General features: G+C 54.9%; 24 protein-coding genes. 7 read left to right on the top strand and 17 right to left on the bottom strand.

Going from position 1 to position 25,324, the window contains the following annotated elements:
• Window positions 1–295 precede the first annotated feature (295 nt).
• From sspB to zapE, 5 genes are all read right to left on the bottom strand, one after another.
• On the bottom strand, window positions 296–793 hold the full coding sequence (gene sspB, locus APU11_RS21810; RefSeq protein WP_013098964.1) for a ClpXP protease specificity-enhancing factor: 498 nt from the start codon (window positions 791–793) through the stop codon (window positions 296–298).
• Window positions 794–798: 5 nt separating this feature from the next.
• Window positions 799–1,437 (bottom strand): stringent starvation protein SspA, encoded by a 639-nt coding sequence (gene sspA, locus APU11_RS21805; protein ID WP_013098965.1) that lies wholly within the window; start codon window positions 1,435–1,437, stop codon window positions 799–801.
• Between the two features lie 308 nt (window positions 1,438–1,745).
• Window positions 1,746–2,138 (bottom strand): 30S ribosomal protein S9, encoded by a 393-nt coding sequence (gene rpsI, locus APU11_RS21795; protein WP_000829818.1) that lies wholly within the window; start codon window positions 2,136–2,138, stop codon window positions 1,746–1,748.
• Window positions 2,139–2,153: 15 nt separating this feature from the next.
• Window positions 2,154–2,582: a 50S ribosomal protein L13 gene (rplM, locus tag APU11_RS21790; protein ID WP_013098967.1), complete on the bottom strand. Its 429-nt coding sequence runs from the start codon at window positions 2,580–2,582 to the stop codon at window positions 2,154–2,156.
• 289 nt (window positions 2,583–2,871) lie between these two features.
• On the bottom strand, window positions 2,872–3,996 hold the full coding sequence (gene zapE / locus APU11_RS21785; RefSeq protein ID WP_058651431.1) for a cell division protein ZapE: 1,125 nt from the start codon (window positions 3,994–3,996) through the stop codon (window positions 2,872–2,874).
• 189 nt (window positions 3,997–4,185) lie between these two features.
• Here zapE and zapG point away from each other — a divergent pair, with 189 nt between their 5' ends.
• From zapG to degS, 3 genes are all read left to right on the top strand, one after another.
• Window positions 4,186–4,584, top strand: a complete 399-nt coding sequence (zapG, locus tag APU11_RS21780; protein WP_008502832.1) for a Z-ring associated protein ZapG — start codon at window positions 4,186–4,188, stop codon at window positions 4,582–4,584.
• Between the two features lie 172 nt (window positions 4,585–4,756).
• Window positions 4,757–6,124 carry a serine endoprotease DegQ gene (gene degQ, locus APU11_RS21775; protein ID WP_013098969.1) on the top strand — a complete coding sequence of 456 codons (1,368 nt, stop codon included), beginning with the start codon at window positions 4,757–4,759 and terminating at the stop codon, window positions 6,122–6,124.
• A gap of 93 nt (window positions 6,125–6,217) precedes the next feature.
• A complete protein-coding gene (gene degS / locus APU11_RS21770) occupies window positions 6,218–7,285 on the top strand; it encodes an outer membrane-stress sensor serine endopeptidase DegS (protein ID WP_058651432.1) in 1,068 nt (355 codons plus the stop codon).
• 50 nt (window positions 7,286–7,335) lie between these two features.
• Here degS and mdh read toward each other — a convergent pair whose 3' ends face one another.
• Window positions 7,336–8,274: a malate dehydrogenase gene (gene mdh / locus APU11_RS21765; protein ID WP_020687375.1), complete on the bottom strand. Its 939-nt coding sequence runs from the start codon at window positions 8,272–8,274 to the stop codon at window positions 7,336–7,338.
• 397 nt (window positions 8,275–8,671) lie between these two features.
• Between mdh and argR the strand changes: the two genes are divergently transcribed.
• From argR to yhcN (APU11_RS21750), 3 genes are all read left to right on the top strand, one after another.
• On the top strand, window positions 8,672–9,142 hold the full coding sequence (argR, locus tag APU11_RS21760; protein WP_013098972.1) for a transcriptional regulator ArgR: 471 nt from the start codon (window positions 8,672–8,674) through the stop codon (window positions 9,140–9,142).
• 375 nt (window positions 9,143–9,517) lie between these two features.
• On the top strand, window positions 9,518–9,781 hold the full coding sequence (gene yhcN / locus APU11_RS21755; RefSeq protein ID WP_013098973.1) for a peroxide/acid stress response protein YhcN: 264 nt from the start codon (window positions 9,518–9,520) through the stop codon (window positions 9,779–9,781).
• A 109-nt stretch (window positions 9,782–9,890) separates the two neighbouring features.
• Window positions 9,891–10,157 (top strand): peroxide/acid stress response protein YhcN, encoded by a 267-nt coding sequence (gene yhcN / locus APU11_RS21750; RefSeq protein WP_013098974.1) that lies wholly within the window; start codon window positions 9,891–9,893, stop codon window positions 10,155–10,157.
• A gap of 67 nt (window positions 10,158–10,224) precedes the next feature.
• Here yhcN (APU11_RS21750) and APU11_RS21745 read toward each other — a convergent pair whose 3' ends face one another.
• The 5 genes from APU11_RS21745 to aaeX form a co-directional block, all read right to left on the bottom strand.
• Window positions 10,225–10,497 carry a barstar family protein gene (locus tag APU11_RS21745; RefSeq protein ID WP_013098975.1) on the bottom strand — a complete coding sequence of 91 codons (273 nt, stop codon included), beginning with the start codon at window positions 10,495–10,497 and terminating at the stop codon, window positions 10,225–10,227.
• Window positions 10,498–10,542: 45 nt separating this feature from the next.
• The gene (locus tag APU11_RS21740; RefSeq protein ID WP_013098976.1) at window positions 10,543–11,997 is read right to left on the bottom strand and encodes an NAD-dependent succinate-semialdehyde dehydrogenase; all 1,455 of its coding nucleotides are present in this window, start codon (window positions 11,995–11,997) and stop codon (window positions 10,543–10,545) included.
• 88 nt (window positions 11,998–12,085) lie between these two features.
• Window positions 12,086–14,053: a p-hydroxybenzoic acid efflux pump subunit AaeB gene (gene aaeB / locus APU11_RS21735; protein ID WP_058651433.1), complete on the bottom strand. Its 1,968-nt coding sequence runs from the start codon at window positions 14,051–14,053 to the stop codon at window positions 12,086–12,088.
• A 5-nt stretch (window positions 14,054–14,058) separates the two neighbouring features.
• Window positions 14,059–14,991, bottom strand: coding sequence for a p-hydroxybenzoic acid efflux pump subunit AaeA (gene aaeA, locus APU11_RS21730; RefSeq protein ID WP_013098978.1), 933 nt, complete (start codon window positions 14,989–14,991; stop codon window positions 14,059–14,061).
• A 7-nt stretch (window positions 14,992–14,998) separates the two neighbouring features.
• Window positions 14,999–15,202, bottom strand: a complete 204-nt coding sequence (aaeX, locus tag APU11_RS21725; protein WP_003860416.1) for a p-hydroxybenzoic acid efflux pump operon protein AaeX — start codon at window positions 15,200–15,202, stop codon at window positions 14,999–15,001.
• Window positions 15,203–15,380: 178 nt separating this feature from the next.
• On the opposite strand from aaeX, the gene aaeR reads away from it, so the two are divergent.
• Window positions 15,381–16,307: an HTH-type transcriptional activator AaeR gene (gene aaeR, locus APU11_RS21720; protein ID WP_013098979.1), complete on the top strand. Its 927-nt coding sequence runs from the start codon at window positions 15,381–15,383 to the stop codon at window positions 16,305–16,307.
• 49 nt (window positions 16,308–16,356) lie between these two features.
• Here the strand turns inward: aaeR and tldD are convergent, their stop codons facing one another.
• The 6 genes from tldD to mreC form a co-directional block, all read right to left on the bottom strand.
• On the bottom strand, window positions 16,357–17,802 hold the full coding sequence (gene tldD / locus APU11_RS21715; protein ID WP_060578722.1) for a metalloprotease TldD: 1,446 nt from the start codon (window positions 17,800–17,802) through the stop codon (window positions 16,357–16,359).
• An 84-nt stretch (window positions 17,803–17,886) separates the two neighbouring features.
• Window positions 17,887–21,687 (bottom strand): AsmA2 domain-containing protein YhdP, encoded by a 3,801-nt coding sequence (gene yhdP, locus APU11_RS21710; RefSeq protein WP_058651434.1) that lies wholly within the window; start codon window positions 21,685–21,687, stop codon window positions 17,887–17,889.
• A gap of 41 nt (window positions 21,688–21,728) precedes the next feature.
• The gene (gene rng, locus APU11_RS21705; RefSeq protein ID WP_014833490.1) at window positions 21,729–23,198 is read right to left on the bottom strand and encodes a ribonuclease G; all 1,470 of its coding nucleotides are present in this window, start codon (window positions 23,196–23,198) and stop codon (window positions 21,729–21,731) included.
• Window positions 23,188–23,781 carry a nucleoside triphosphate pyrophosphatase gene (locus tag APU11_RS21700; RefSeq protein ID WP_038420713.1) on the bottom strand — a complete coding sequence of 198 codons (594 nt, stop codon included), beginning with the start codon at window positions 23,779–23,781 and terminating at the stop codon, window positions 23,188–23,190. Before APU11_RS21700 ends, rng begins: the two co-directional genes overlap by 11 nt.
• 9 nt (window positions 23,782–23,790) lie before the next feature.
• A complete protein-coding gene (mreD, locus tag APU11_RS21695; RefSeq protein ID WP_013098985.1) occupies window positions 23,791–24,279 on the bottom strand; it encodes a rod shape-determining protein MreD in 489 nt (162 codons plus the stop codon).
• The gene (gene mreC, locus APU11_RS21690) at window positions 24,279–25,283 is read right to left on the bottom strand and encodes a rod shape-determining protein MreC (protein ID WP_013098986.1); all 1,005 of its coding nucleotides are present in this window, start codon (window positions 25,281–25,283) and stop codon (window positions 24,279–24,281) included. The genes mreD and mreC overlap by 1 nt, the downstream gene beginning before the upstream one ends.
• Window positions 25,284–25,324: the final 41 nt, after the last annotated feature.

The following is a 25,324-nucleotide window of genomic DNA, read 5'->3' as shown; positions in this document are numbered from 1 at the left end:
TAGGTTTATTAACTTTTCTTTTTAGATTTACTCAAACAATAGGCAGGATTTATAAAACAGAGGTTTCCAGTTCTTTTTAGACCATTTATATTCAGAATAATTATTGCTTGCGATGATTTATTTTCGCTGGCTTTGTATTCCAAAATTTCTGTCATATAGAATAAAGCATTGCACTGTCTTAATTTTGTACAAATCTATACATAGAAAAAATATTCGTTCAACAGGCGCTTAATCATTACATCGGCAAAAAAAATCCAGCCGACTGAGGAGGGCTGGATTTTATAATGGATGACGTTTATTTTACCACTCTGAGCGCCGGACGCCCGCCGCGTGGTGGCGGATCGTCATCAGGATCGTTTTCATCCTGGCGGTCAGGTTTGTCGCCGTCAATAACCGACATCACCGTGTCGCTGTCTCGCTCCCCGGTTGCATCGTCTTCATTCAGGCTGGCAACGTCTTCATCGTAAGCCGCTTCCGGCTCGAACATCGTACCCGCGCCGTTTTCCCGCGCGTAGATAGCCAGCACCGCGGCCAGCGGCACGGAAACCTGACGCGGTACGCCGCCGAAACGCGCGTTAAAACGCACTTCGTCGTTCGCCAGTTCAAGATTACCCACCGCACGGGGGGCAATGTTCAAAACGATCTGTCCGTCACGCGCGTATTCCATCGGAACCAGCACGCCCGGCAACGTCACATCCACAACCAGGTGCGGCGTGAGCTGGTTATCCAGCAGCCATTCATAGAAGGCGCGCAGCAGATACGGACGGCGTGGTGAAAGTTGTGACATTTCCACAGTCATTAGCCTCGGCCGAGACGCATTTCACGTTCCGGTTCAGTTAAGGATGCCAGGAAGGAGTCGCGTTCAAAGACGCGGGTCATATAGCCTTTCAGCTCTTTTGCGCCCGGGCCGCTGAATTCAACGCCAAGTGTCGGCAGACGCCACAGCAGCGGTGCCAGGTAGCAGTCCACCAGGCTGAATTCATCGCTCAGGAAGAACGGTTTTTGGCCGAATACAGGGGCAATCGCCAGCAGCTCTTCACGCAGTTGCTTACGTGCAGCGTCTGCTTCTGAAGCAGAGCCGTTTTCGATCACGTTCATCAGCGTGTACCAGTCTTTCTCGATACGCTGCATGTACAGGCGGCTTTCGCCACGCGCAACAGGGTAAACAGGCATCAGCGGTGGATGCGGGAAACGCTCATCCAGGTATTCCATAATGATACGGGATTCCCACAGGGTCAGCTCGCGATCCACCAGCGTTGGTACACTTTGGCTCGGGTTGAGATCGATCAGATCCTGAGGTGGGTTATCCTTTTCCACATGCTCGATCTCAAAACTGACACCCTTCTCGGCCAGCACGATACGAACCTGATGGCTATAAATGTCAGTAGGACCAGAAAACAGCGTCATTACCGAACGTTTGTTGGCAGCGACAGCCATGAAAACCTCCAGGTATATTCAGAATTTTTACTGCTACCGACCCGGTGGGGCCAGCCAGATGATGTAGCGCCCATCCCAGAGAAGACACATTGTTCAAGAATCGAACAAAAATCGAGTATTCACCGATATTTGGGCAGAAAATTGGATGATAGTTTACCAGATTTTGATGGCTTTGTGGTGAGGGGATTCTGGAAATGCGGAAAAAGAGGAGATATATGCATTGATAATGTGGATAACCTGAGCATTACCCATAAAAAAACCCGCCGAAGCGGGTTTTTCGCCAATCGTTCTGCGTGAGCAGAAAATGATTAACGTTTGGAGAACTGTGGACGACGACGTGCTTTACGCAGACCCACTTTCTTACGTTCAACCTGACGAGCGTCACGAGTAACGAAGCCAGCTTTACGCAGTTCAGAACGCAGGGATTCGTCGTACTCCATCAGAGCGCGGGTGATACCGTGACGGATCGCACCTGCCTGACCGGAGATACCACCACCTTTAACGGTGATGTACAGATCCAGTTTTTCTACCATATCAACCAGTTCCAGCGGCTGGCGAACTACCATGCGGGCAGTTTCGCGACCGAAGTACTGTTCCAGAGAACGCTGGTTGATTACGATTTTACCGTTGCCCGGTTTGATGAACACGCGAGCTGCGGAACTTTTGCGGCGACCAGTGCCGTAGTATTGATTTTCAGCCATTGCCTATAATCCCGATTAGATGTCAAGAACTTGCGGTTGCTGTGCCGCGTGGTTGTGCTCGTTACCTGCGTAAACTTTCAGTTTACGGAACATAGCACGACCCAGCGGGCCTTTTGGCAGCATGCCTTTAACCGCGATTTCAATCACACGCTCAGGACGGCGAGCAATCATCTCTTCAAAGGTCGCTTCTTTGATACCACCGATGTGGCCAGTGTGGTGGTAGTACATTTTGTCTTCGCGCTTGTTGCCGGTTACAGCAACTTTTTCTGCGTTCAGAACGATGATGTAGTCACCAGTATCAACGTGCGGAGTGTATTCCGCTTTGTGCTTACCGCGCAGGCGACGAGCCAGTTCAGTAGCCAGACGGCCCAGAGTTTTACCGGTCGCGTCAACAACATACCAGTCGCGTTGTACGGTTTCTGGTTTAGCTGTAAAAGTTTTCATTAAAAGCTTACCCAAATAATAAGTTACACGTTGGTGAACACCCAAACGTTTAGTCAGTTGAGGTTCACACGACAAAGTCCGGCAAACCTACCCCTTCGAATAGCTCATGCCGACACATAGAAAGTTTCGGGAAAAAAACCTTCTCGTAACGTGGGGTCGCAAGATTATAGAGAAGTTGAGGTCAAAGATCGACCCTTAAATGTGATTTGGAATGGGTTTTTCGGGGGGCGAGTTTTTGCGGTCCGGTGCCCTCACCCCCAGCCCCTCTCCCACGGGGAGAGGGTAGCATTTAAGGCATATGCTCCAGCTTCAGGTATTCTTCGCTTTGCATCTCCTGCAGGCGCGACAGGCAGCGCTGGAACTCAAACTTCAAACGTTCCCCCTGATACACCTCATATAAAGGCACCTCGGCGCTCACCACCAGCTTGACGTGGCGTTCGTAAAACTCGTCTACCAGCGCAATGAAGCGTCGCGCTTCGCTTTCCATCAGCCGTGTCATGACGGGTACATCCAGCAGCATCACCGTGTGGAACAGGCGCGAAAGAGCGATGTAGTCGTGCTGACTGCGGGCGTCCACGCACAGCGTCGCAAAAGAGACCGCCAGCGTTTGGTTTTCAACACCGAGCGTAGGCAACGGACGATGGTTAATCTCCAGCGTCGGGGCGTTTTCGCGCTTTGCCCCCGCCAGCGCCAGCCACAGTTTATCCATCTGGCGGGTGGTCTCGGCATTCAGCGGTGAGAGCCACAGGTGCGCCTGAGTCAGCGTGCGCAAACGGTAATCCACGCCCGCATCAACATTCATAATGTCACAATGCTCTTTGATGGCATCAATGGCAGGCAGAAAACGCGCCCGCTGGAGGCCGTTACGATACAGCTCATCCGGCGGAATATTCGAGGTGGCGACCAGCGTGATGCCGCGGGCAAACAGCGCTTTCATCAGGCCGCCCAACAGCATGGCATCGGTGATATCCGAAACAAAAAACTCATCGAAACAGAGGACGTCCGTTTCGGCCTTAAACCTGTCAGCCACAATCTCCAGCGGATCGCTTTTGCCCTGCAGCGCCGTTAACTCTTCATGCACCCGCAGCATAAAGCGGTGGAAGTGCAGGCGTTGTTTACGCTCACCCGGCAGGCTCTGATAAAACAGATCCATCAACCAGGTTTTCCCGCGACCGACACCGCCCCACATATATAAACCGCGTGCCGGAGCGTTAGCCTGTAGCTCTTTTTTTCCGAGCAGCCGGCTCAATGCCGCCTTCAGCCCACCGCTCTGCCCTGCTTCCGCAGGTTTTGCCGTAAGCTCATGGAAAAGGGTATCCAGACGGTTAACCGCTTCACGTTGAACGTCATCCGGCTGATGTGAGCCCTCGTCCAGGGCCAGTTGATATCGCGATGCGGGGGACAGGTTTTGCATAATCTTGTTGTTATTCCTTCAATTAAACCTCATCAGCAGGCGTGACTGATGAAAAAAAGGCCGTTCTACACTACGCGATGATACGTCAGGATTCCACTTCTGCAGAAATAGCGGTTATAGTGGCAATATCAGGCACAGGCAGGAGCCGAGCCAACACCCTACGGAACAACAAGACAACGGGAGAAGTTCATGACCTGGGAATATGCGCTAATCGGTTTAGTCGTCGGCATCGTGATCGGTGCTGTGGCCATGCGTTTCGGTAATCGCAAATTGCGTCAGCAGCAGTCACTGCAATACGAACTGGAAAAGAACAAAGCCGAGCTGGAAGAGTACCGCGAAGAGCTGGTCAGCCACTTTGCCCGTAGCGCTGAGCTGCTGGACAACATGGCGACCGACTACCGCCAGCTGTATCAGCACATGGCAAAAAGCTCCAGCAGCCTGCTGCCGGAAATGACCGCGGAAACCAACCCGTTCCGCAACCGTCTGGCAGACTCTGAGGCCGGTAACGATCAGGCCCCTGTTCAGATGCCTCGCGACTATTCTGATGGCGCGTCCGGCCTGCTGCGCGGCGGTGTTAAGCGCGATTAATCACACAACCTGAAATTATTTTACGGGCGCAGCGATTGCGCCCGTCCTTTCTTCCTGACCCCAGCTATTATTTAGTTAAACACCTCATTGTTCAGCGGTTTAAAATTCAATAACATCAACGTGTTTTTGGGCCCGTTTTTTCCTTTACTCCAGGTTACGAGAGTCAGCATCGATGAAGAAAAAGAACCAGCTGTTGAGCGCGTTAGCGTTAAGTGTCGGGTTATCTCTCTCGGCGTCCTTCCCTGCCTTTGCCGCCCTTCCCTCGCAGGTGCCGGGCCAGACGGCGATTCCGAGCCTCGCACCCATGCTGGAAAAAGTGTTGCCTGCGGTAGTCAGCGTGCAGGTAGAAGGCACTGCCGTGCAAAGCCAGCGCGTACCTGAAGAACTGAAAAAATATTTTGGCGATGAGTCGCCCGACCAGCAGGCTCAGCCTTTTGAAGGGCTGGGCTCAGGCGTCATCATTGATGCGGCCAAAGGCTATATTCTGACCAACAACCACGTTATCAGTCAGGCCGATAAAATCAGCGTGCAGCTGAATGATGGTCGGGAATTTGATGCCAAACTGATCGGCGGCGATGACCAGAGCGACATCGCGCTGTTGCAGGTGCAAAACCCAAGTAATCTGACCCAGATTGCCATCGCGGACTCCGACAAACTGCGCGTCGGCGACTTTGCTGTTGCCGTGGGCAACCCCTTTGGTTTAGGACAAACGGCGACCTCCGGGATCATTTCCGCGCTGGGGCGCAGCGGCCTGAATCTTGAAGGCCTGGAAAACTTTATCCAGACCGATGCCTCAATTAACCGCGGGAACTCCGGCGGGGCGCTGCTGAACCTTAACGGCGAGCTGATTGGTATTAACACAGCAATCCTCGCGCCAGGTGGCGGCAGTATCGGGATCGGGTTTGCGATTCCCAGCAATATGGCCAAAACGCTGGCACAGCAGCTTATCCAGTTTGGTGAAGTCAAACGCGGCCTGTTGGGCATCAAAGGGATGGAGATGAGCGCCGATATCGCAAAAGCGTTCAACATCAACGTGCAGCGCGGTGCGTTCGTCAGTGAAGTGCTGCCCAATTCCGGCTCGGCAAAAGCGGGCATTAAATCAGGTGATGTGATCGTCAGCCTGAATGATAAGCCGCTGAGCAGCTTTGCAGAGCTGCGCTCACGTATCGCCACCACCGAACCGGGCGCCAAAGTGAAGCTGGGCCTGATTCGTGACGGCAAACCGCTGAATGTGGAAGTGACGCTGGACAAGAGCACCTCTTCCTCCGCCAGTGCGGAGCTTATCGCCCCGGCACTGCAGGGCGCGACGCTCAGCGACGGGCAGCTTAAAGACGGCACCAAAGGCATCAGCATCGATACCGTAGAGAAGAGCAGCCCTGCCGCACAGGCGGGATTGCATCAGGATGATGTGATCATCGGCGTGAATCGCACCCGCGTGCAGTCTATCGCTGAGCTGCGCAAGGTGCTGGAAAGTAAACCAACGGTCATTGCCCTGCAAATTATGCGCGGCAACGAATCTATCTATATTCTGTTGCGCTAAGCATTTGCTATCCCGGGTATCACCGCCGCGTGTGATGTCCGGGATAACTCATGTTATGCTGCAAACCGTTCCTTTTTTAACGACACGCGCATCATGCTTTTAAAGCTCTTTCGTTCCATTGCCATCGGTTTGATTGTTGCGGGCCTGCTGTTAGCGGCCATGCCGTCTTTACGCCAGTTCAACAAGCTGTCGGCTCCCCAGTTTGACAGCGCGGATGAAACGCCTGTCACCTATAATCAGGCCGTTCGCCGTGCCGCACCCGCAGTGGTGAACGTCTACAACCGTGGTCTTAACAGTTCAGCCCATAACCAGCTGGAGATCCGTACCCTCGGCTCCGGCGTGATTATGGACGATCGCGGATACATCATTACCAACAAGCACGTGATCAACGATGCTGACCAGATCATCGTCGCACTTCAGGATGGCCGCGTGTTTGAGGCCTTACTTGTCGGTTCTGACAGCCTGACCGATCTGGCCGTGCTGAAAATCAACGCCACCGGCGGGCTGCCGGTGATTCCGATCAACCGTAAACGCACTCCGCACATTGGCGACGTGGTTCTGGCTATCGGTAACCCATACAACCTGGGGCAGACCATCACCCAGGGGATCATCAGCGCCACGGGTCGCATCGGTCTGAACCCATCGGGACGGCAGAACTTCCTGCAAACCGATGCCTCCATCAACCACGGGAACTCCGGCGGCGCGCTGGTCAACTCGCTGGGCGAGCTTATGGGTATCAACACCCTCTCCTTCGATAAAAGCAACGATGGCGAGACGCCGGAAGGGATCGGCTTTGCCATTCCGTTCCAACTGGCAACCAAAATTATGGACAAGCTGATCCGGGACGGTCGCGTGATCCGCGGTTACATCGGGATTGGTGGTCGCGAAATTGCTCCTATGCATACGCAGGGTGGCGGGATCGATCAGATTCAGGGGATTGTGGTTAACGAAGTGGCGCCTGGCGGACCGGCTGCCAATGCGGGCATTCAGGTTAATGATGTCATTCTGTCGGTCAACGGCACACCGGCGGTCTCTGCGCTTGAGACGATGGACCAGGTGGCAGAAATTCGCCCGGGTTCCATCATCCCGGTTGAAGTCATGCGCAACGATAAGAAACTGACGCTACATGTGACCATTCAGGAATACCCGGCCACCAACTGACGGGCATAAAAAACGGAGCGTAGCGCTCCGTTTTTTTTACCGGGACAAGATCACTTGTTAACGAACTCTTCGCCCAGCGTGATATCTTTCTTCAGCGTGTCCAGCATGCCTTCCATCGCGTTTTGTTCAAACGCGCTCAGCGTGCCAATTGGCTTACGCTCTTCGATACCGTTTTTACCGAGCAGCAGCGGCTGGGAGAAGAAGCGCGCGTGTTCGCCATCGCCTTCAACATAAGCGCATTCAACCACGCCCTTCTCGCCCTGCAGCGCGCGAACCAGTGACAGACCGAAACGTGCAGCCGCCTGGCCCATAGACAGCGTTGCAGAACCGCCACCCGCCTTCGCTTCCACCACTTCGGTGCCTGCGTTCTGGATACGTTTGGTCAGGTCAGCCACTTCCTGCTCGGTGAAGCTCACGCCAGGGATCTGCGACAGCAGCGGCAGAATCGTCACACCAGAGTGACCACCGATGACCGGCACTTCAACCTCCGTAGGCTGCTTGCCTTTCAGCTCAGCCACGAAGGTGTTAGAACGGATGATATCCAGCGTGGTCACGCCGAACAGTTTGTTCTTGTCGTAAACGCCTGCTTTCTTCAGCACTTCTGCCGCAATAGCGACCGTGGTGTTCACCGGGTTAGTGATGATACCGATGCACGCTTTCGGACACACTTCAGCGATCTGCTGCACCAGGTTTTTCACGATGCCTGCGTTGACGTTGAACAGGTCGGAACGATCCATACCAGGCTTACGCGCCACACCGGCGGAGATCAGCACAACGTCAGCACCCTGCAGCGCAGGACGCGCGTCTTCGCCAGAGAAGCCTTTGATGTTAACAGCGGTCGGGATGTGGCTCAGGTCAACCGCCACACCTGGGGTTACCGGAGCAATGTCGTACAGGGAGAGTTCTGAGCCTGAAGGCAGTTGGGTTTTCAGTAGTAGGGCAAGCGCCTGGCCGATACCACCAGCAGCGCCGAGGACTGCGACTTTCATCCTAAACTCCTTATTATGGTTAACTTAAGTATCTGTAAATCCGTTGCGGCGACCTTAATTCAGCAGGTAATTAATTACAATTTTCGTAGCTAAAGAATTTGAGGTCACGCGACTTTCTCTCTTCCCAGAAGACTCTCTGACAACAGACGGCAACGAATTAAGAGGTGGTTACAATACACCCTGCCACGCCACCAAAACAACATCATTTTGATAACATTTAATTTACTTTTAAGCTTATTTGCGTGGCGTGACCCAGGCATGTTTTCCGATAACGAAATCTGATAATATCACTCCCTTTCATAACATTATTTCAGGCTGCTGCCTGGTAGATAATTTGCATAAAAATTCATCCACATGCATAATAATGTTGTTTCTATCGTCATATTCCGGGTGACTTATGCGAAGCTCGTCTAAGCAAGAAGAATTAGTAAAGGCGTTTAAAGCGCTACTCAAAGAAGAGAAATTCAGTTCTCAGGGAGAAATTGTTCAGGCGCTGCAGGAACAAGGCTTCGACAATATCAACCAGTCGAAAGTCTCCCGTATGTTGACCAAATTTGGCGCGGTGCGTACCCGTAACGCCAAAATGGAGATGGTCTATTGCCTGCCAGCTGAACTTGGCGTGCCGACAACCTCCAGCCCGCTGAAGAATCTGGTTCTGGATATCGACCACAACGATGCCGTTGTGGTGATCCACACAAGCCCTGGCGCCGCACAGCTGATTGCCCGCATGCTGGACTCTCTGGGTAAAACGGAAGGGATTCTCGGTACCATCGCCGGTGATGACACCATCTTTACCACGCCAGCCAACGGCTTTTCGGTGAAAGATCTCCACGAGGCGATCCTGGTTCTGTTCGAACAGGAGCTGTAATCCTCTCTCCCCGTAGCGTCGCTACGGGGTTCATTCTGCCCCCGCTGCGTTTTCCCCTGTTTTCTCCTGTCCTCAATTTAACAAATAGTGCTTTTTACCACTCATTAACATTCAGCCAGTGAATGGTAAATCAAAGAATCGCACAAAATATCAAAATCATTTATCCATATGATTTACTTAGATATAACACGCCAAGGTGAACAGAAAACAACCAACATTATGCCATTAGGTTATAAAAATTGCGCTGTTTAACACGTAATTACCCATGAAACAATTAGTCTGGTATTAATTTTTACCGTTATTAGTGTATACTTGATTTTGTGATGAGGGTCACGAAACAAAGACCCCACTAAAAAATTCGACGAGGTAAAAATCATGAAAATCAAAACAACTGTAGCGGCGCTGAGCGTCCTGTCTGTCCTGTCATTCGGTGCTTTCGCAGCAGATTCCATTAATGCCGATCAGGCGCAATCCCGTGAGGCTATCGGTACGGTTTCTGTCGGCGCAATCGGCACGTCTCCAATGGACATGCATGAGATGCTGAACAAAAAAGCGGAAGAACAAGGTGCATCATCCTATCGCATCATTGAAGCGCGTTCCGGTGACCACTGGCACGCTACCGCTGAGCTGTATAAATAAGGTTTAGTAATAACAGAAGACGACTATCTCCACTCAACGGCACCAGGCATAAAAATAGCAGTTCAACCCTTCTCGCCGTTGAGCAAAAACCTCTTCAGGAGCAAAGACTATGAAAACCAAATTAATCATCGCAACCCTCGGTCTGGCATCGGTTCTCTCTTTCGGCGCAAGCGCAGCCGTCCAGCAGGTGAATACCGAGCAGGCGCAAAATCTGCAGTCTATGGGTAGTGTTTCCGTAACGTCCGTCACCGGCTCTCCGATGGATATCCGTCAGGAGCTGGCTGCAAAAGCTGAAAAAGCAGGTGCCAGCAGCTACCGCGTCACCGAACTGAATCAGGGTGACCACTGGCACGCTACGGCAGAACTGTATAAATAAACCCTCGTCGTATCTCATCATACGACTTGCCCCTGGTCTCGCTGGTCAGGGGCTTTTTTTCGCGTAATCAATGGCGCGCGTTGAAACGCAACTGCCCTTCCAGCTCTTCTTCTGCTTCATCAAACAATAAAATCAGCGCCCCAAATCGCCTGCGCAGCTTATCGGGCAGATGAATAAACTCTATTTCCAGCGGTAACGGCAGCTGACTGCCGGTCACCACATCCCACAGCATATCCAGATTCGTGACGCTTTCCCGTTCCAGATCAAACGCCCGGATAAATTCACGATAGAAGTCTTCCTGACTGTCGATCTCGTCAAAATCAAAGGTATAGGTTTTCATTGCCAGCCACCCAGTCCAGGCGAGCGGCAGATGCCGCCCTGTCTATTATAATCCCCCGATATGCAGGGTTTTGACTTCCAGATACTCTTCCAGCCCCAGCACGGACCCTTCTCGACCCAGGCCAGACTCTTTTACCCCACCAAAAGGTCCAAGCTCCGTGGAAACGGCGCACTCATTAATCCCAATCATCCCGCTTTCGATTGCCTGCGAGACGCGGAAAACGCGCGACAGATTCTGAGTATAGAAGTAAGCCGCCAGACCATAAGGCGTGTTGTTGGCGCGCTGGATGACTTCATCTTCAGAAGTGAAACGGAAGCAGGCGGCAACGGGACCAAACGTCTCTTCTTCCGCCAGTTTCATGCCTTCATGACAGTCGCCCAGCACGGTAGGCATCCAGAAATTGCCGCCAAGCGGATGTGGTTTACCGCCCGCCAGGACCGTCGCCCCCCGGGCAACAGCGTCTTCCACATGCTCGCGCACTTTGTTCACCGCGGAGGGTTCAATCAGCGGGCCTACGACCACACCGTCTTCCAGACCATTTCCCACCTTCAGCGCGTTCACCGCATCGGCCAGTTTGTTCACAAACTTGTCGTAGACGGTTTCCTGAATATAGAAGCGGTTAACGCTGACGCAGACCTGTCCGGCATTACGGAATTTGTTGGCGATTGCCCCTTTGACGGCAGCATCGATGTCCGCATCTTCAAACACGATATACGGGGCATTTCCCCCCAGCTCCATCGAAACTTTTTTCATGGTGTCCGCGGCGTTACGCACCAGCGTTTTGCCGACGGAAGTGGAGCCGGTAAACGAGATTTTCCGCACCTCGTGGCTCGCCATAATCGCGTCGCTGATCTCATGCGTATTACCGGCCACGGCGTTGAGGACGCCATCCGGCACACCGGCCTGTTTCGCCAGCGTGAGCAGCGCAAACGCGCTGAGCGGGGTGTTGTTTGCCGGTTTGATGACCCCGGTACACCCCGCGGCCAGCGCCGGGCCGAGCTTACGGGTGAGCATCGCCATCGGGAAGTTCCACGGCGTAATTGCCGCCACCACTCCCACAGGCTCACGGGTAGCCAGAATGCGGGAGCCCGGTTTGATCGGCGGAATAATTTCACCGTTAGCGCGCTTGGCCTCTTCGGCAAACCACTGAATAAAACTGGCGGCGTACTCCACCTCGCCTTCAGCTTCTTTCAGGGGTTTGCCCTGTTCGGTGGTCATTAACCGACCAAGCCAGCTTTTATTCTCAATAATCAGTTCATACCAGCGATAGAGAATGGTCGAGCGCTCTTTCGCGGTTTTGGCCCGCCAGGCCGGGAAGGCTTTCGCGGCGGCGGCAATCGCCTCTTCGGTTTCTGCTTTACCGGCTTTCGCCACTTTGGCGATAACATCACCGGTGGCCGGGTTCAACACATCAAACGTCGTGTCCAGCGGTTTCCATATGCCGTTAACCAGATAACCGGTCTGAAAAAGAATGTGGTCCTGAAGCGCCTGGGTAGTCATGTGTCCTCCCTTTCTGAATGTAAGAGCCTGCAGAAATAAGTATAGCCACAAAAAAACCGACGCTTTTGGCGTCGGTTTTTTACTTCAGTCAGTTATCCGTCAGGACATTCTGGTAGCGATGCAGCATAAACACCAGCCGCGCTACCGGCTCTGTCACCTGAGGAGGTGCTTCCCAGACCCTGAGCTTCTCCTGGTAGACATCCAGCTCTTCCAGCAACTGCTTAAAGTAACGGCGTCGTTTGTCATCACTGGAGGCGGAAAGCACATGGTCCGCGGTACGGCGCAACTGGCGGTGGAATACCGACAGATCGTCGTTGATGGGCACCGGTGCGTTACGCAGACGCTGATGCGCAATGATCATGGTTAACGCCAGACGAAAGCGGGCAATGTCGCCAGGGAACTTATTCAACAGTAAAAATAGCTGCTGATAGAGCGCAGGCAGATGGTTCTCTTTACGGCGCGCAGTGTTGGTGGTCATGGAAGAGACCGCCGCCGAAACAAACTGGTTCAACAGCACGCGACCTGTTCGCGCCTGGGAATTGTCGCGCACCAGCAGAATCACCATCATCGCCAGGAAACAGCCCACCAGCTGACCCAGGGCGCTGTCGAGGAACTGGCTGAAATGGAACGTCATGGGGTTATCCAGCACCAGAATGTTAATAGTACTGGCGAGGGCACCGAGCGATCCCAGGCGGCGCTTTTGCACTTCTATCCCGATAAAGAATGCCATCACCGCAAGACTGATACAGAGCAGCAACATGCTCTGCTGCGTGGACGGGAGGATCACCAGGAAATAGAGCGCGCCAAGCGGTAACGCGGCAATCGTGCCGTACAGGAAATCGATAGCGACCATACGCGGGTTGGGCAGACGCATTGCCAGCGCCGTGACGACAGCAATCATGACCATCGCGCCGCTGCCGGAGGTCCAGCCAGTCCACAGCCAGAACAGCGTGCCGAGCATACAGGCAAGTGTCGTACGCCAGAAGTTGACCATCGCGTGGTGGCGCTCAGCCGATTCCGCCTTGATCACCACTTCGCCCTGCAGGACTTCCTCTTCCGCCGCGCTGATTTTCGTATTGCCGATCACGCCCCGTTTCAGCAGCAGGTAGCGCGTCGCGGCGCCAACCCACGTATAAATGGTCACCGGTGTGTCGCGCTCTCCGGTCCAGGCAATGACCCGCCGCATGCGTTTGAGCTGCTTATGTACGTCCTGCACCGTTTCCACCGGCTCGGCAAACAGTTCGCGAAAGGTATCGGTAACCGATTCCGGGCGAGTGTTCTGAATAAGGTAGGTTTCGCACGCCTGGGTAATCAGCGTTAAGGAGACGGTATTGATCGCTTTAAGACGACGGTTGGCGCGCGCCCAGCGCGAGGACTCCATGTTAAGGTTACTGCGCATCCCTTCCAGCGCCTGCGTGCGGCGAACCAGTCCACTCCAGGCTTTGTCCACCTCTTCGCTGTCACCGTGCTTGATGCAGAGCTGCATCAGCTGATACTGGGAGACGATCAGCGCATCCAGTTCGCGATCCACCTCCTGTTTGATGGATCGAGGGGAGAAAAGCAGGTCAGCAACAATTGCGCAGACGATACCAATCACGATCTCACTGCAGCGTTCCACGGCAAACTGCGGCGCGAGCAGCGGTTCGGTTTGAATGGTGATGACAATAATCAGTGCGGTATAACCCGCCAGCCCCCAGGCGTAAGAGTTTTCGACCTTCACCAGAGAGGAGAGCCAGGTGCAGAAGCCCGCCCAGATACAGCACACCAATACCATCAACAGTGGCGTGCGGATCATCAAAATGATAATGGTGAGCGCGGCGATACAGCCGATAAACGTCCCGATGATACGCAGCATCCCGCGATAGCGGATCGCCCCGGAGTAAGGCTCCCCACCTGCCGCGAATGCCGGGCCAGCCGCGACAATCGCCGCCGTTAACACCGCCCAGCGGGGGGTTTCCAGCTGGAAGTGAAAGCCGACAAACAGCGCCAGCACAATGGCACTCGCCAGCTTCACGGCGAAGCGAATGTGCTGGCTGGCGATAGTAAAGATCCCCATAGCGATTAACCAAACTCGCGCAGACGATGGGCGATTTTACGGAAAATAGAGTCCTGGCTGGCGTCCCGGTCTTTCTCACCGGTGATCACCACCGTCGCGGTTGTGCCCGCAGGCCACAGGTTGCCCTGCTGTTCGTCCAGATGAATACGTACCGGCACACGCTGGGCCAGGCGCACCCATTCCAGGTTGGAATCAACCGTCGCCATCCCTTTCGCATCATTGGAGCTGCTGGAGTTGGTGACGCCAGCCGCAACGCTGTCTACGGTACCTTTAAAGACGCGGTTGCTGCCAAGCGGCGTGATCTCTGCGCGGTAGCCAGGACGAACGCCTTCCAGTTTGGTCTCTTCCATATAGGCAAGCACATAGAATGAGTTTTGTTTCACCAGCGCCACGGCGGTTGAACCGCGGGTGATAAACTCACCGGCATAGACATTCAGGTTGGTGACCCAGCCATCGGCAGGTGCGCGGATCACGGTACGCTCCAGATCGAGCTTCGCCAGGTCGCGCGTCGCCTGCGCCTTTGCCAGCTGATGCAGCACGGTTTGCAGCACGTTGTTAGACTGATCGATCTCTTCCCGGGACATCGCCTGAACCCCCAGCTGGTTACGGCGGCCCGCCTCGCGGCGTTTCTCCGCAGCCAGCGCCTGGTAATAGGCGACATCCGCTTCCGCTTCTTCCAGTGCTTTCTGGTAACGCGGCTGGTCAATGGTGAACAGCACCTGGTCTTTCTTCACCAGCTGGTTATCGTGGACGTTAACCGCCGTGATAAGACCGGCCACGTCGGGGGCGATCGCCACGACATCGGCGCTAAAACGCGCGTCACGCGTCCACGGTGATTCGGTGTAATAGACCCAGGCGCGAAAAATAGCGATGAACGCGAGGATAACCAGCGCCATGGTGATGGCGGTGCGGGAGATTTTTCTTGTTAGCGTTTTCACATCAACCTCAGACAAACATGCGCGATATCAGGTAGAACAGGCAGCAATACAGCGCGGTATTGAACAATGCAGGGTGCCAGACGAAATCGTAGATCCCGGTAGGAACCAGCACCTTGCGCACCAGCCAGAAGATCGCCAGTGATAAAAGAAGCTCGAAAAATATCGGTGGGAACGACAGACCGAACACCACGATAACGGGAAACAGACTCATGTTGACCTTGATAAGAGAGAGTGCAGGCTTCAGAATTTTTAGCGCACGCCACCGCGGGAGAGCAAGAAACGCCGGGCGAGAATGGCGCAGCCGTTATGTAATTAATAATATATTAACGTAACTGTTATGCTGTTATCTATAATATGTGATCTAAATCACTTTTAAGCCAGAGTGAACAATGGAACGTTTAAAACGCATGTCGGTCTTCGCCAAAGTGGTTGAACTTGGCTCATTTACTGCTGCTGCCCGGCAGTTGCAGATGAGCGTCTCCTCCATCAGTCAGACGGTGTCAAAACTGGAAGATGAACTGCAGGTGAAGCTGCTCAACCGCAGCACCCGCAGTATTGGTCTGACGGAGGCGGGTAAAATTTACTATCAGGGCTGTCGCCGCATGATGCATGAAGTGCAGGATGTTCACGAGCAGCTCTATGCCTTTAACAACACGCCCATCGGGACACTGCGGATTGGCTGTTCTTCAACTATGGCACAAAATGTTCTCGCCGCCATGACCGCAGAGATGCTGAAAGAATATCCGGGATTAACCGTGAATCTGGTTACCGGTATTCCCGCCCCGGACCTGATCGCAGACGGGCTGGATGTGGTGATCCGGGTTGGCGCGCTGCAGGACTCCAGCCTCTTCTCCCGTCGACTCGGGAGTATGCCGATGGTGGTCTGTGCCTCGAAGAGCTATCTGGCGCAGTACGGCGTGCCGGAGAAACCAGCCGATCTCGCCAACCACTCCTGGCTGGAGTACAGCGTCCGCCCCGATAATGAATTTGAACTGATTGCCCCGGAAGGCATTTCTACCCGACTGCTGCCGGAAGGACGGTTTGTCACCAACGACCCGATGACCATCTCGCGCTGGCTGGTGGCAGGCGCCGGGATCGCTTACGTCCCGTTAATGTGGGTGATCAATGAGATCAACAGCGGGGTGCTGGAGATCCTGTTCCCTCGCTACCAGTCCGATCCGCGTCCGGTGTATGCCCTGTATACCGAAAAAGACAAACTGCCGCTTAAGGTGCAGGTGTGTATTAACTATCTGACCGAGTATTTTGTGGAGGTCGCGGAACTGTTTCAGGGCATGCGGGGAAGAAGGAAAGAGTAGGTATTTCCCCTCTCCCCGTTGGGGAGAGGGTTAGGGTGAGGGGAGAAAATTACGCCGTGCCGCCCACCGTGAGGTTATCGACCTTCAGTGTCGGCTGGCCCACGCCCACTGGCAGGCTCTGGCCCTCTTTACCGCAGACGCCCACGCCGTTGTCCAGCTTGAGATCGTTACCGACCATGGAGATCTGCTGCATGGCTTCGATACCGGAACCAATCAGCGTCGCGCCTTTCACCGCTTTGGTCACTTTGCCTTTTTCGATCAGATACGCTTCTGACGTAGAGAAGACGAATTTACCGGAGGTGATGTCCACCTGACCACCGCCAAAGTTTGGGGCGAAGATCCCGTAATCAACAGACTCGATGATCTCATGCGGCGTGGACTGGCCTGGCAGCATGTAGGTGTTAGTCATACGCGGCATCGGCAGATGCGCATAAGATTCACGACGGCCGTTACCCGTTGGCGCCACGCCCATCAGGCGTGCGTTCAGTTTGTCCTGCATATAGCCTTTCAGCACACCGTTTTCGATCAGCACGTTGTACTGACCCGGCGTACCTTCATCATCGATGGAGATAGAGCCACGGCGATCAACCATGGTACCGTCATCCACCACCGTGCACAGTTCAGAGGAGACAAGCTGCCCTATCTGACCGCTAAATACGGAGGTGCCGCGGCGGTTAAAGTCCCCTTCCAGACCATGCCCCACGGCTTCATGCAGCAGCACGCCCGGCCAGCCAGCGCCCAGTACCACCGGGAATGTCCCCGCAGGTGCCGCCACGGCAGAAAGATTGACCATCGCCATACGCACGGCTTCTTTTGCCCACGCGTCCGCACGGGCTTCACCGTCGACGTCACCCAGGAACCAGTCATAACCAAAACGACCACCGCCGCCGCTTGAGCCACGCTCGCGCTTGCCGTCCTCTTCCACCTGCACGCTGATGGAGAGACGCACCAGCGGACGGACATCCGCCGCCAGGGTACCGTCCGTCGCCGCGACCAGAATCAGTTCATAGACACCGCTCAGGCTGGCAGACACTTCCTGTACGCGTTTATCAGCAGCACGCGCCACTTTGTCCACGCGGCGCAGGATATCCAGCTTCTCTTCACGGCTCATGCTCTGCAGCGGGTCGATGCTGGTATAGAGCGCAGAATGCTGCACCTCACCCAGCGTTTTAACACGGCCATCGCCAGCGTCACGCACAATGGTACGCGCCGCCTGCGCGCTCTGCTCCAGCGCAGCCAGGCTTATCTGGTCCGCATAGGCAAAACCGGTTTTCTCGCCGCTGATGGCGCGCACGCCAACGCCCTGGTCAATGTTGTAAGAACCATCTTTGATGATGCTGTCTTCTAAAACCCAGGATTCGTGATAGCTCGACTGGAAATAGAGATCGCCGTAGTCGAGACGGCGTTCGGTCAGTTGACCAAGAATGGAGAACAGGTCCTGATGGCTCAGGCCGTTCGCTGCGAGCAAATGTTCACTTACCAGGTTCAGACTCATCGTATTGCTACTCGTTCGTTGCCGCCTGTGGCGGTATAAAGATCGTATTTATTGAGAGTGAGGCAATTACCTGCCCACGTCAAATCATTGCTGTGCATCTTTGCGCGGCTGGCGCAGCACTTCATTAATCTGCGGTTTATCCACCGGACCGGTGATGCGGTAGCGCAGAATAGAGACTTTGCTCCACAGCGGCCCCAGCACTTTACTGGCGGCAAACACCGCAGCACCAACAATCGGGTTCACCACAAAGGCGGCTGCCACCCCCACGCTCGCGGAGATTTCTGGCGCCACCACGGCTTCCATATCAAGCTCGCGACGTACAAGGTTAACCGAGCCCTTCATGGCGATATCCGCTTCCAGGCCGTCCACCAGCGTGTCGTCCGTATGCATAACGCCGTCCTTGATCCATGCCGTACTGCGGATGGAATCGTAGTAGAACCCTTCACTGAAGGTATCGCTGAAATCAAAACGCAGCTTACGCAGCAGTGCATCAAAGCTCAGGAGACGCAGGATCTGCCCGGCGCGTCCCGTGCTCACATCGGCAATTTCACCTTTTCCGAAGCGGGTTTTCAGTATGCCGTTAAGCGAGGCCTCATCCGGCTTCCACGGCGCGTCACGCCAGTGAAGATCGTAATCGACGTCAAATGACGAGCCGCGCAGCGGCGTGCTGATACCAAAGAAATTGGCTGCTGCATCCAGTTTGTTACCCTTAATGTCGCCTTTCAGCGAGGTGCGCTGTTCACCTGGGTTATTCACCCACTCGCCCGCGGCCGTCAGACGACCAAAGCCGGTATCCACCAGCCCACCGGTGAGGCTCAGCGTGTTGCCCTGAATCGCGAAGTCACCGTCAATGCGGCCATATTTTTGTCCCCACAGCCAGCACTCAGCACAGCGCAGTTGCAGATCCGGCCAGCCGCTGAAGTCCACGCGGGAAGTGTTACTCAACGGCGATGCCGGAGTCGATTGATCTTTCCCGCCCGCCGTTGCCGGGTTGTAGTAGAGATAGCGGATTGCCGCCTGCCACGGGGCGTTATCGCGCATGGTCAGGGTGGCGTTGATCTCCCTGCCCTGAGCCTCTACTTTCGAGCCGTTAGCCGTGGGCTGAGAGACGATACTCAGGTTGTTCCACTGTTGCCCACCCAACGTGAGCGACGGTGTGCGCACGGTGACGGTTTGCGGGAACTGCGCCGCCTCATCCACGTTTTGCCCGACGCCTTTCTGGAACAGCGCCAGCCACTGCGCGCCATCCATCGGCGGGAGATTCAGCTCAATGCCCTGGTGATCCGGGAGCGGAGGCGTGGTTCGGCTGTCCGTCGTCCAGATGGCTTTGTCCAGCGTCAGCTTACGGTTGAGCAGCCAGCGGCTGTTGAAATGATTCGTGCCACCCGCGCTGCCGGTCAGTTCGAAGCTGTTCAGGTTGCCCACGACGTTAAGCTTCACGGGCAGCGCCTGTCCGGCCTGTTTATCCAGCGGTGCAGGCAGCTGGCTGCTGAGATTTTTCAGATCGCCAGTAAGATCGACCTTATACTTCGTACCGGCGTGGTAGGGCAGTTCAATATCCACCTTCCCCTTCCAGGCGGCTGCACCATCAACCGACTCCTGAATGGGTTTCGGCAGTACATCCATCCGCGAGGGTTGCCAGTTACCGTCCAGATTGACAGCCACCTGGTAGGCCTTCTCCCCCTCGGTGGTCGAGAAGTCGATGTTGACGGGCTGATTGAACCAGTTGGCTGTGAGCGGCTCACTCTTCAGGTTGCCGTTCACAAAGCTGAACTGCCCGCTGAGGTTCTTCAGCGTACTTTCCAGCGGTTTGATATACAGGCTGTTGTTGTTCAGGCGGACATCACCTTTGGCGGTGGTCATTTCGCCGTCCAGCGGGATATCCAGATGTAAGCGAGCATTCACATCGCCATCAAGCTGGAGTTGCTCAAGTGTGGCAGCCAGCGAGGCTTTCAGCGGCGTCTCTTCAAAATAGGGACCGACCGCCTTGCCCGGCCCGTTGATATCGGCATCAATCAGCAGTTTCTCTTTTGAGTAATCGGGGATATTTGCCGTCAGGTTGGTGGCCGTCACGCCGCCCAGCGCGACGCTGTCTGACTTCATCCACAACCCGTCATTGAGAAAATTAAGCTCGATATCGAGGTTTTTCAGTGCAGGCCAGCCCGGCTGGAACGCAAAGGTAGCGTTGTGCAACGGCACCAGCACCTGGAACTGACCTTCGTTATGTTTGTATGGGAAAAGATGCGGATTACCGCCATAGGCCAGGGTGGCGTTATCCGCCTGACCGCCCTGGATCGCCCCGCTCAGGTAGTCCACGAGCGCTTTACCCATCAGGTTTTCCGGGAAGTAACGCCAGGCCTGAGAACCGTCGCTGGTGCTGATCCCCGCCAGAATACCCAGCCACGGCTCTTCACCTTCAGGCTTTAAATAGCGGAAATCCCCGCGGGCATGAACCGCTTTGGCTTTCACATCGATATGGCGGCCATCAAGCTGGAAGCCTTTATCATTGCGCAGCCAGTTAAGCACCGCGTTGCCTTTTTCAATTTCCAGCGGTGCCCTGAAGACCGTTTCATAAGGCATTTTGGCGTCATGCATCTCAATGGTCAGCCTGCCGTTCTCAACGCTGCCCTCCAGCTTGCCACTGAAGTTCTCAGCCCCCGGCAGCAGTTTCCACTGTTTCCAGGCCAGATCTTTCCACGTCGCCTGGAAGCGGGTTTTCTCGGTTGCCTGCAGCGGGATATCCAGCGCGAGGGCGTCAATTTCCCCACTTGGCTGCGTTGCCAGCCAAACGTCACCCAAATCCGGAGAGAGCTTCGCTGCCATGGAGCGCAGCCCTTCAATGGCCGCCAAATCGAGATGCGTGGCGCGGATACGCAGCTCATCGCTACGCTTATTATTCGTGCCGCCGACATCCTGCTCAGGCATCCATGCCAGCGTCAGCGCGCCGCGCGGCCAGGGTTTGCCGTCCATGGTGATGCGCGTATCCGGGATGGCAAACTGCCAGCCCGCTTTCTCTTTCGTCACATGTGCGGTGAGGTTATCTACAGAGAGTTGATGCTGCTTGCTTTCGCCTTGCCAGCTTGCACCGCCCTGCTTCAGCCAGATATCGCCGCTGGCGAACACGCCTTTCGTCAGGGTCATCCAGCCTTCCAGGCTAAAACGGGCCGTTTCCAGCTGCATATTTTGCTGCAGCCAGTCACCGAGCCACGGCTTCACATCCACGTCGTCAGCCTGCAGCCACACCTTGCCGTTGTTGAGCAAGCCGTCGTCATCACGCAGATCCATACGGACCTGCATGACCCCATGCTGGCCGTTCAGGCTGGAGAGGTTCACCTGCCCCTCGGCACGGTGACGCTCTTTGCCGTTAAGCCAGGTCAGTTGCGGGATCTTCAGTTCGGCGCGCTGGCCGGAAAGGGTAATAAAGCTCACTTCGCTGTCGCGCAGATCGAAATGATCGAACTGACGCAGGAAGAGATCGCTCAGGCGGTTGGCTTCAAGGCTCTGCGTGTTATCCCCGCCGGAGAGCGGCGTGTTGGTCAAAAACTGAAGCTGATAAAAGGTGAGATCGCGGAACTGCCAGCGCATGTGCAGCAGGCTTTGCCAGACATCCAGTGCCAGGGTCACGCGTTTGATTTTCAGATAGCCGCCATCTTTCAGGCTGGCACTGATGTCCCGGGCATCCAGCGTCGGGCCAAAGTTTTGCCAACTGGCGCTGACCTGGCTTACGTCAACCGGCACACCGGTGGCGGATTCGATCTTCGCCAGCACCTGCGGACGCCAGCTGTCCAGATGCGGTAAAACGAGGCGCAGCCCACTCACGAGCAGCGCGACAATCACGACAAGCGTTGCCCCTGTAAGCAGTAAAATCCCCGGCAATCGCCTCACGCATCTCTCCTTGTCAGCTTTTTCACGCAGCGAACTGCGTCTTACATCATGACGACGTCAAATTGCTCCTGGTTATAGAGCGGCTCAATTTGTACTTTTACCTGTTTGCCGACAAAGATTTCCACTTCCGCCAGCGCGTGCGACTCTTCACCTTTCAGCGCTTCAGCCACCGCAGGGGAAGCATAGACCAGAAAACGATCGGAGTCGTAGGCATGATGAACGCGGACAATTTCACGCATGATCTCATAGCAGACGGTCTCCACCGTCTTTACGGTGCCGCGTCCGTGGCAGGTTGGACACTCGTTACACAGCACATGTTCCACACTTTCACGGGTCCGTTTACGCGTCATTTCCACCAGCCCCAGCTGTGAGAAGCCGTTAATGCTGGTTTTCACGCGATCTTTACTCAGCGCCTGCTCAAGCGAGTGCAGCACACGACGGCGATGGTCTTCATTGTTCATATCGATAAAGTCGATGATGATAATGCCACCCAGGTTGCGCAGACGAAGCTGGCGCGCAATGGCCTGTGTCGCTTCAATGTTGGTATTGAAGATAGTGTCATCCAGGTTGCGATGACCGACAAACGCACCGGTGTTGATGTCCACGGTGGTCATTGCTTCGGTCTGATCGATGATCAGATAACCGCCGGACTTCAGTTCAACCTTGCGCTCCAGCGCACGCTGGATCTCATTTTCGACATCATAGAGATCGAAGATTGGCTGACGCCCGGTGTAATGTTCCAGCAGGCCAGGCATTTCCGGGATGTACTCAGCGGTAAATTCGAGCAGCGCTTCGTAGGTGAGGCGCGAGTCCACGCGGATTCGGTCGAGCTGAGCATCAGCAAAATCACGCAGCACGCGCTGGGCAAGCGCCAGCTCACCGTACAGCTGATAGCGGGTCTGGTTGCGTTTCTTACGCTCCATCACCTTGGTCCAGACGCGCTTCAGGTAAGCCGCATCGGATGCCAGATCCTCTTCGCTAACCCCTTCGGCGGCGGTACGGATGATAAACCCGCCCTGTTCGTCGCAGTAGGCGCTGACCACTTTCTTAAGGCGCTCGCGCTCGCTTTCACTTTCAATACGCTGGGAAACCCCCACGTGCGACGCGCCGGGCATAAAGACCAAATAACGGGAAGGTAACGTGATGTCGGTTGTCAGACGGGCGCCTTTGGTGCCAAGGGGGTCTTTCACCACCTGCACCATCAGATCCTGCCCCTGACGCACCAGCTCTGAAATGTCGCGTACGGCAAACTGCTTTTGCTCTTCGCCTGCGACACACTCGGTATGCGGCATGATGTCGGAGGCATGTAAAAATGCCGCCTTATCCAGTCCAATATCTACAAAAGCCGCCTGCATACCCGGCAGTACGCGGCTGACACGACCTTTGTAGATATTGCCTACTATTCCGCGTCGCGCTTCACGCTCAATATGAATTTCCTGAAGAATGCCACCATCAATGTAGGCCACACGGGTTTCCGATGGCGTTACGTTTACCAACAATTCAGCCGTCATAATTATCCCTTCCCTCACGCAGTGAGTTAAAATTGCTCAGCAACTCATACGTTTCCACCAGCGGTAAGCCGACTACGGCGTGATAGCTGCCATTTATCTTCCTGACAAAACAGCCACCCAGCCCTTGAATACCGTATGCACCTGCTTTATCCATCGGTTCACCGCTGGCAATATACGCGGCGATCTCGTCGTTGGTCAGTACTCTGAAGGTCACGTCCGTCACCACCAGACAATCCAGCACGTGCTTGCTGTCCGCCAGCGCCACCGCGGTCATCACCTGATGCGTTTGCCCGGACATTTTGTGCAGCATATGTGCTGCATGCTCAGCGTCTCGCGGTTTCTCAAGCACTTCACCGTTAAGGATAACGATGGTATCCGCCCCCAGCACCGGCAGGTCGCGTGGCACGCACGCAACGCCAGCCTGCGCTTTCTCACGCGCCAGGCGAGAAACATACTGCTGAGCACTTTCGCCCTCAGCACGTTTTTCTTCGATGCCGGTAACGATACGTTCAAAAGCGATGCCCAACTGCGTGAGCAACTCCTGACGACGTGGAGAACCGGAGGCAAGATAGATAGACGTCATAGAAACCTTTTACTGCACAGCAAACTGCTGGCGAACCTTACGCATCAGCAGGAACAGCCACGGCCAGAGCACACCGTTGACTACACTACTCCAGAATACTTCGGGTCGGAAAGAGACGTTGATCACTAAAAACTCTGCCCAGAAAACAACGATATCCGCGGCAAGCGACAACAACATCACGACCAGCGCCTGTTGCCAGAGCGCGAGGTTACGAAAGAGCTGGAATTTGAGTGCAACGAGATATGCAATGATGCTCATGGATAACGCACGAACACCCAGCGTTGAGCCACTAATGAGATCCAGTATGGCACCCATTACAAAGCCTGTGCCAACATTTACGCGGTGCGGCAGGGCAAGGATCCAGTAGAGCAAAATGAGCAATACCCAGTTTGGCCGGTAAACAAGAATGTCGTCCGGCCAGGGCATTATCTGCAGCAACAGCGCGATGAGAAACGAGAGCCAGATAACCCAGCGTCCCTGGCTACGATAACTGGCCACTACTGCCCTCCGGATGAGAGTTTAGGCGGTGGCGGCGCATCCGTTATCCCGGTGGCCGGCGCGGGTACTGGCGCAGGTGGTCCCATCGCATCCGGAGCAGGAAGAACCTGCGGCATCATCTGCATCAGGCGCTCATTGGCAACGCGATGCACCTCTTCAGGCGTCATTGGGTTGGCACCGTTACGATCGGCTCCCCACAGCAGCAGCAGGTAGCGAAGACGCTGTAAACCCGCCGTTGGACGCGCCTGAATCACGGTGTAGGCACGCTGCGTATCAAGCTTCACAGAAGAGACAACCGCAACCGGATACCCTTCAGGGAAACGTCCACCCAGACCGGAGGTGACCAGCACGTCGCCCACACGGATATCCGTGTTGGCTGGCAGGTGCTCCAGCTGCAGATCGTCCGTGCAGCCGTTACCCGCCGCAATGACGCGAATATCGTTACGCAGAACCTGAATAGGCAGCGCATGGGTGGCATCGCAGATCAGCAGTACACGGCTGGTCAGTTTGGCGACGGCGACCACCTGGCCCACCACACCTTTATCACTGATAACAGGCTGACCTTCATACACACCATTCACGCTACCTTTGTCGATCACCACCTGATCGCTGTAAGGATCGTTTACGGTGGAGATCACCTGCGTCACCATCTTCTGCTCATCCTGACGCAGCGGCGATCCAAGCAGCTCACGCAGACGCGCATTTTCCTGCTTATATTGCCCTAACATTAGCAGTTCGCTGTTTTTCAGCAGCAGTTCCTGGCGCAATGCCCGGTTTTCAAGTTCGAGTTGGTCACGTGAGGACAGCGTTTGAGAAACGGAGTCGAGCAGTTCACGGGGACCATTGGATATAAAGTAGAAAGGACTGACGGCGGTATCCATGTACGTTCTGATCTGGCTGAACGTACCGAGGCGGCTATCGGCAATAATGACACCAAGCGCAACCAGAACCGCCAGGATCAGGCGAAACTGTAGCGAGGGGCCACGGCTAAAAATTGGCTTCATAGGCTATGCGTATTCTCGTGTCAGAGAGAAAGGGTAGCGAT

Origin of the sequence: Enterobacter sp. 50793107 (assembly GCF_001463365.1) — a bacterium.
GTDB classification, from domain to species: domain Bacteria; phylum Pseudomonadota; class Gammaproteobacteria; order Enterobacterales; family Enterobacteriaceae; genus Enterobacter; species Enterobacter cloacae.
Note: the sequence above shows the minus strand (reverse complement) of the source record. Positions and strands in the feature narration are given on the sequence as shown.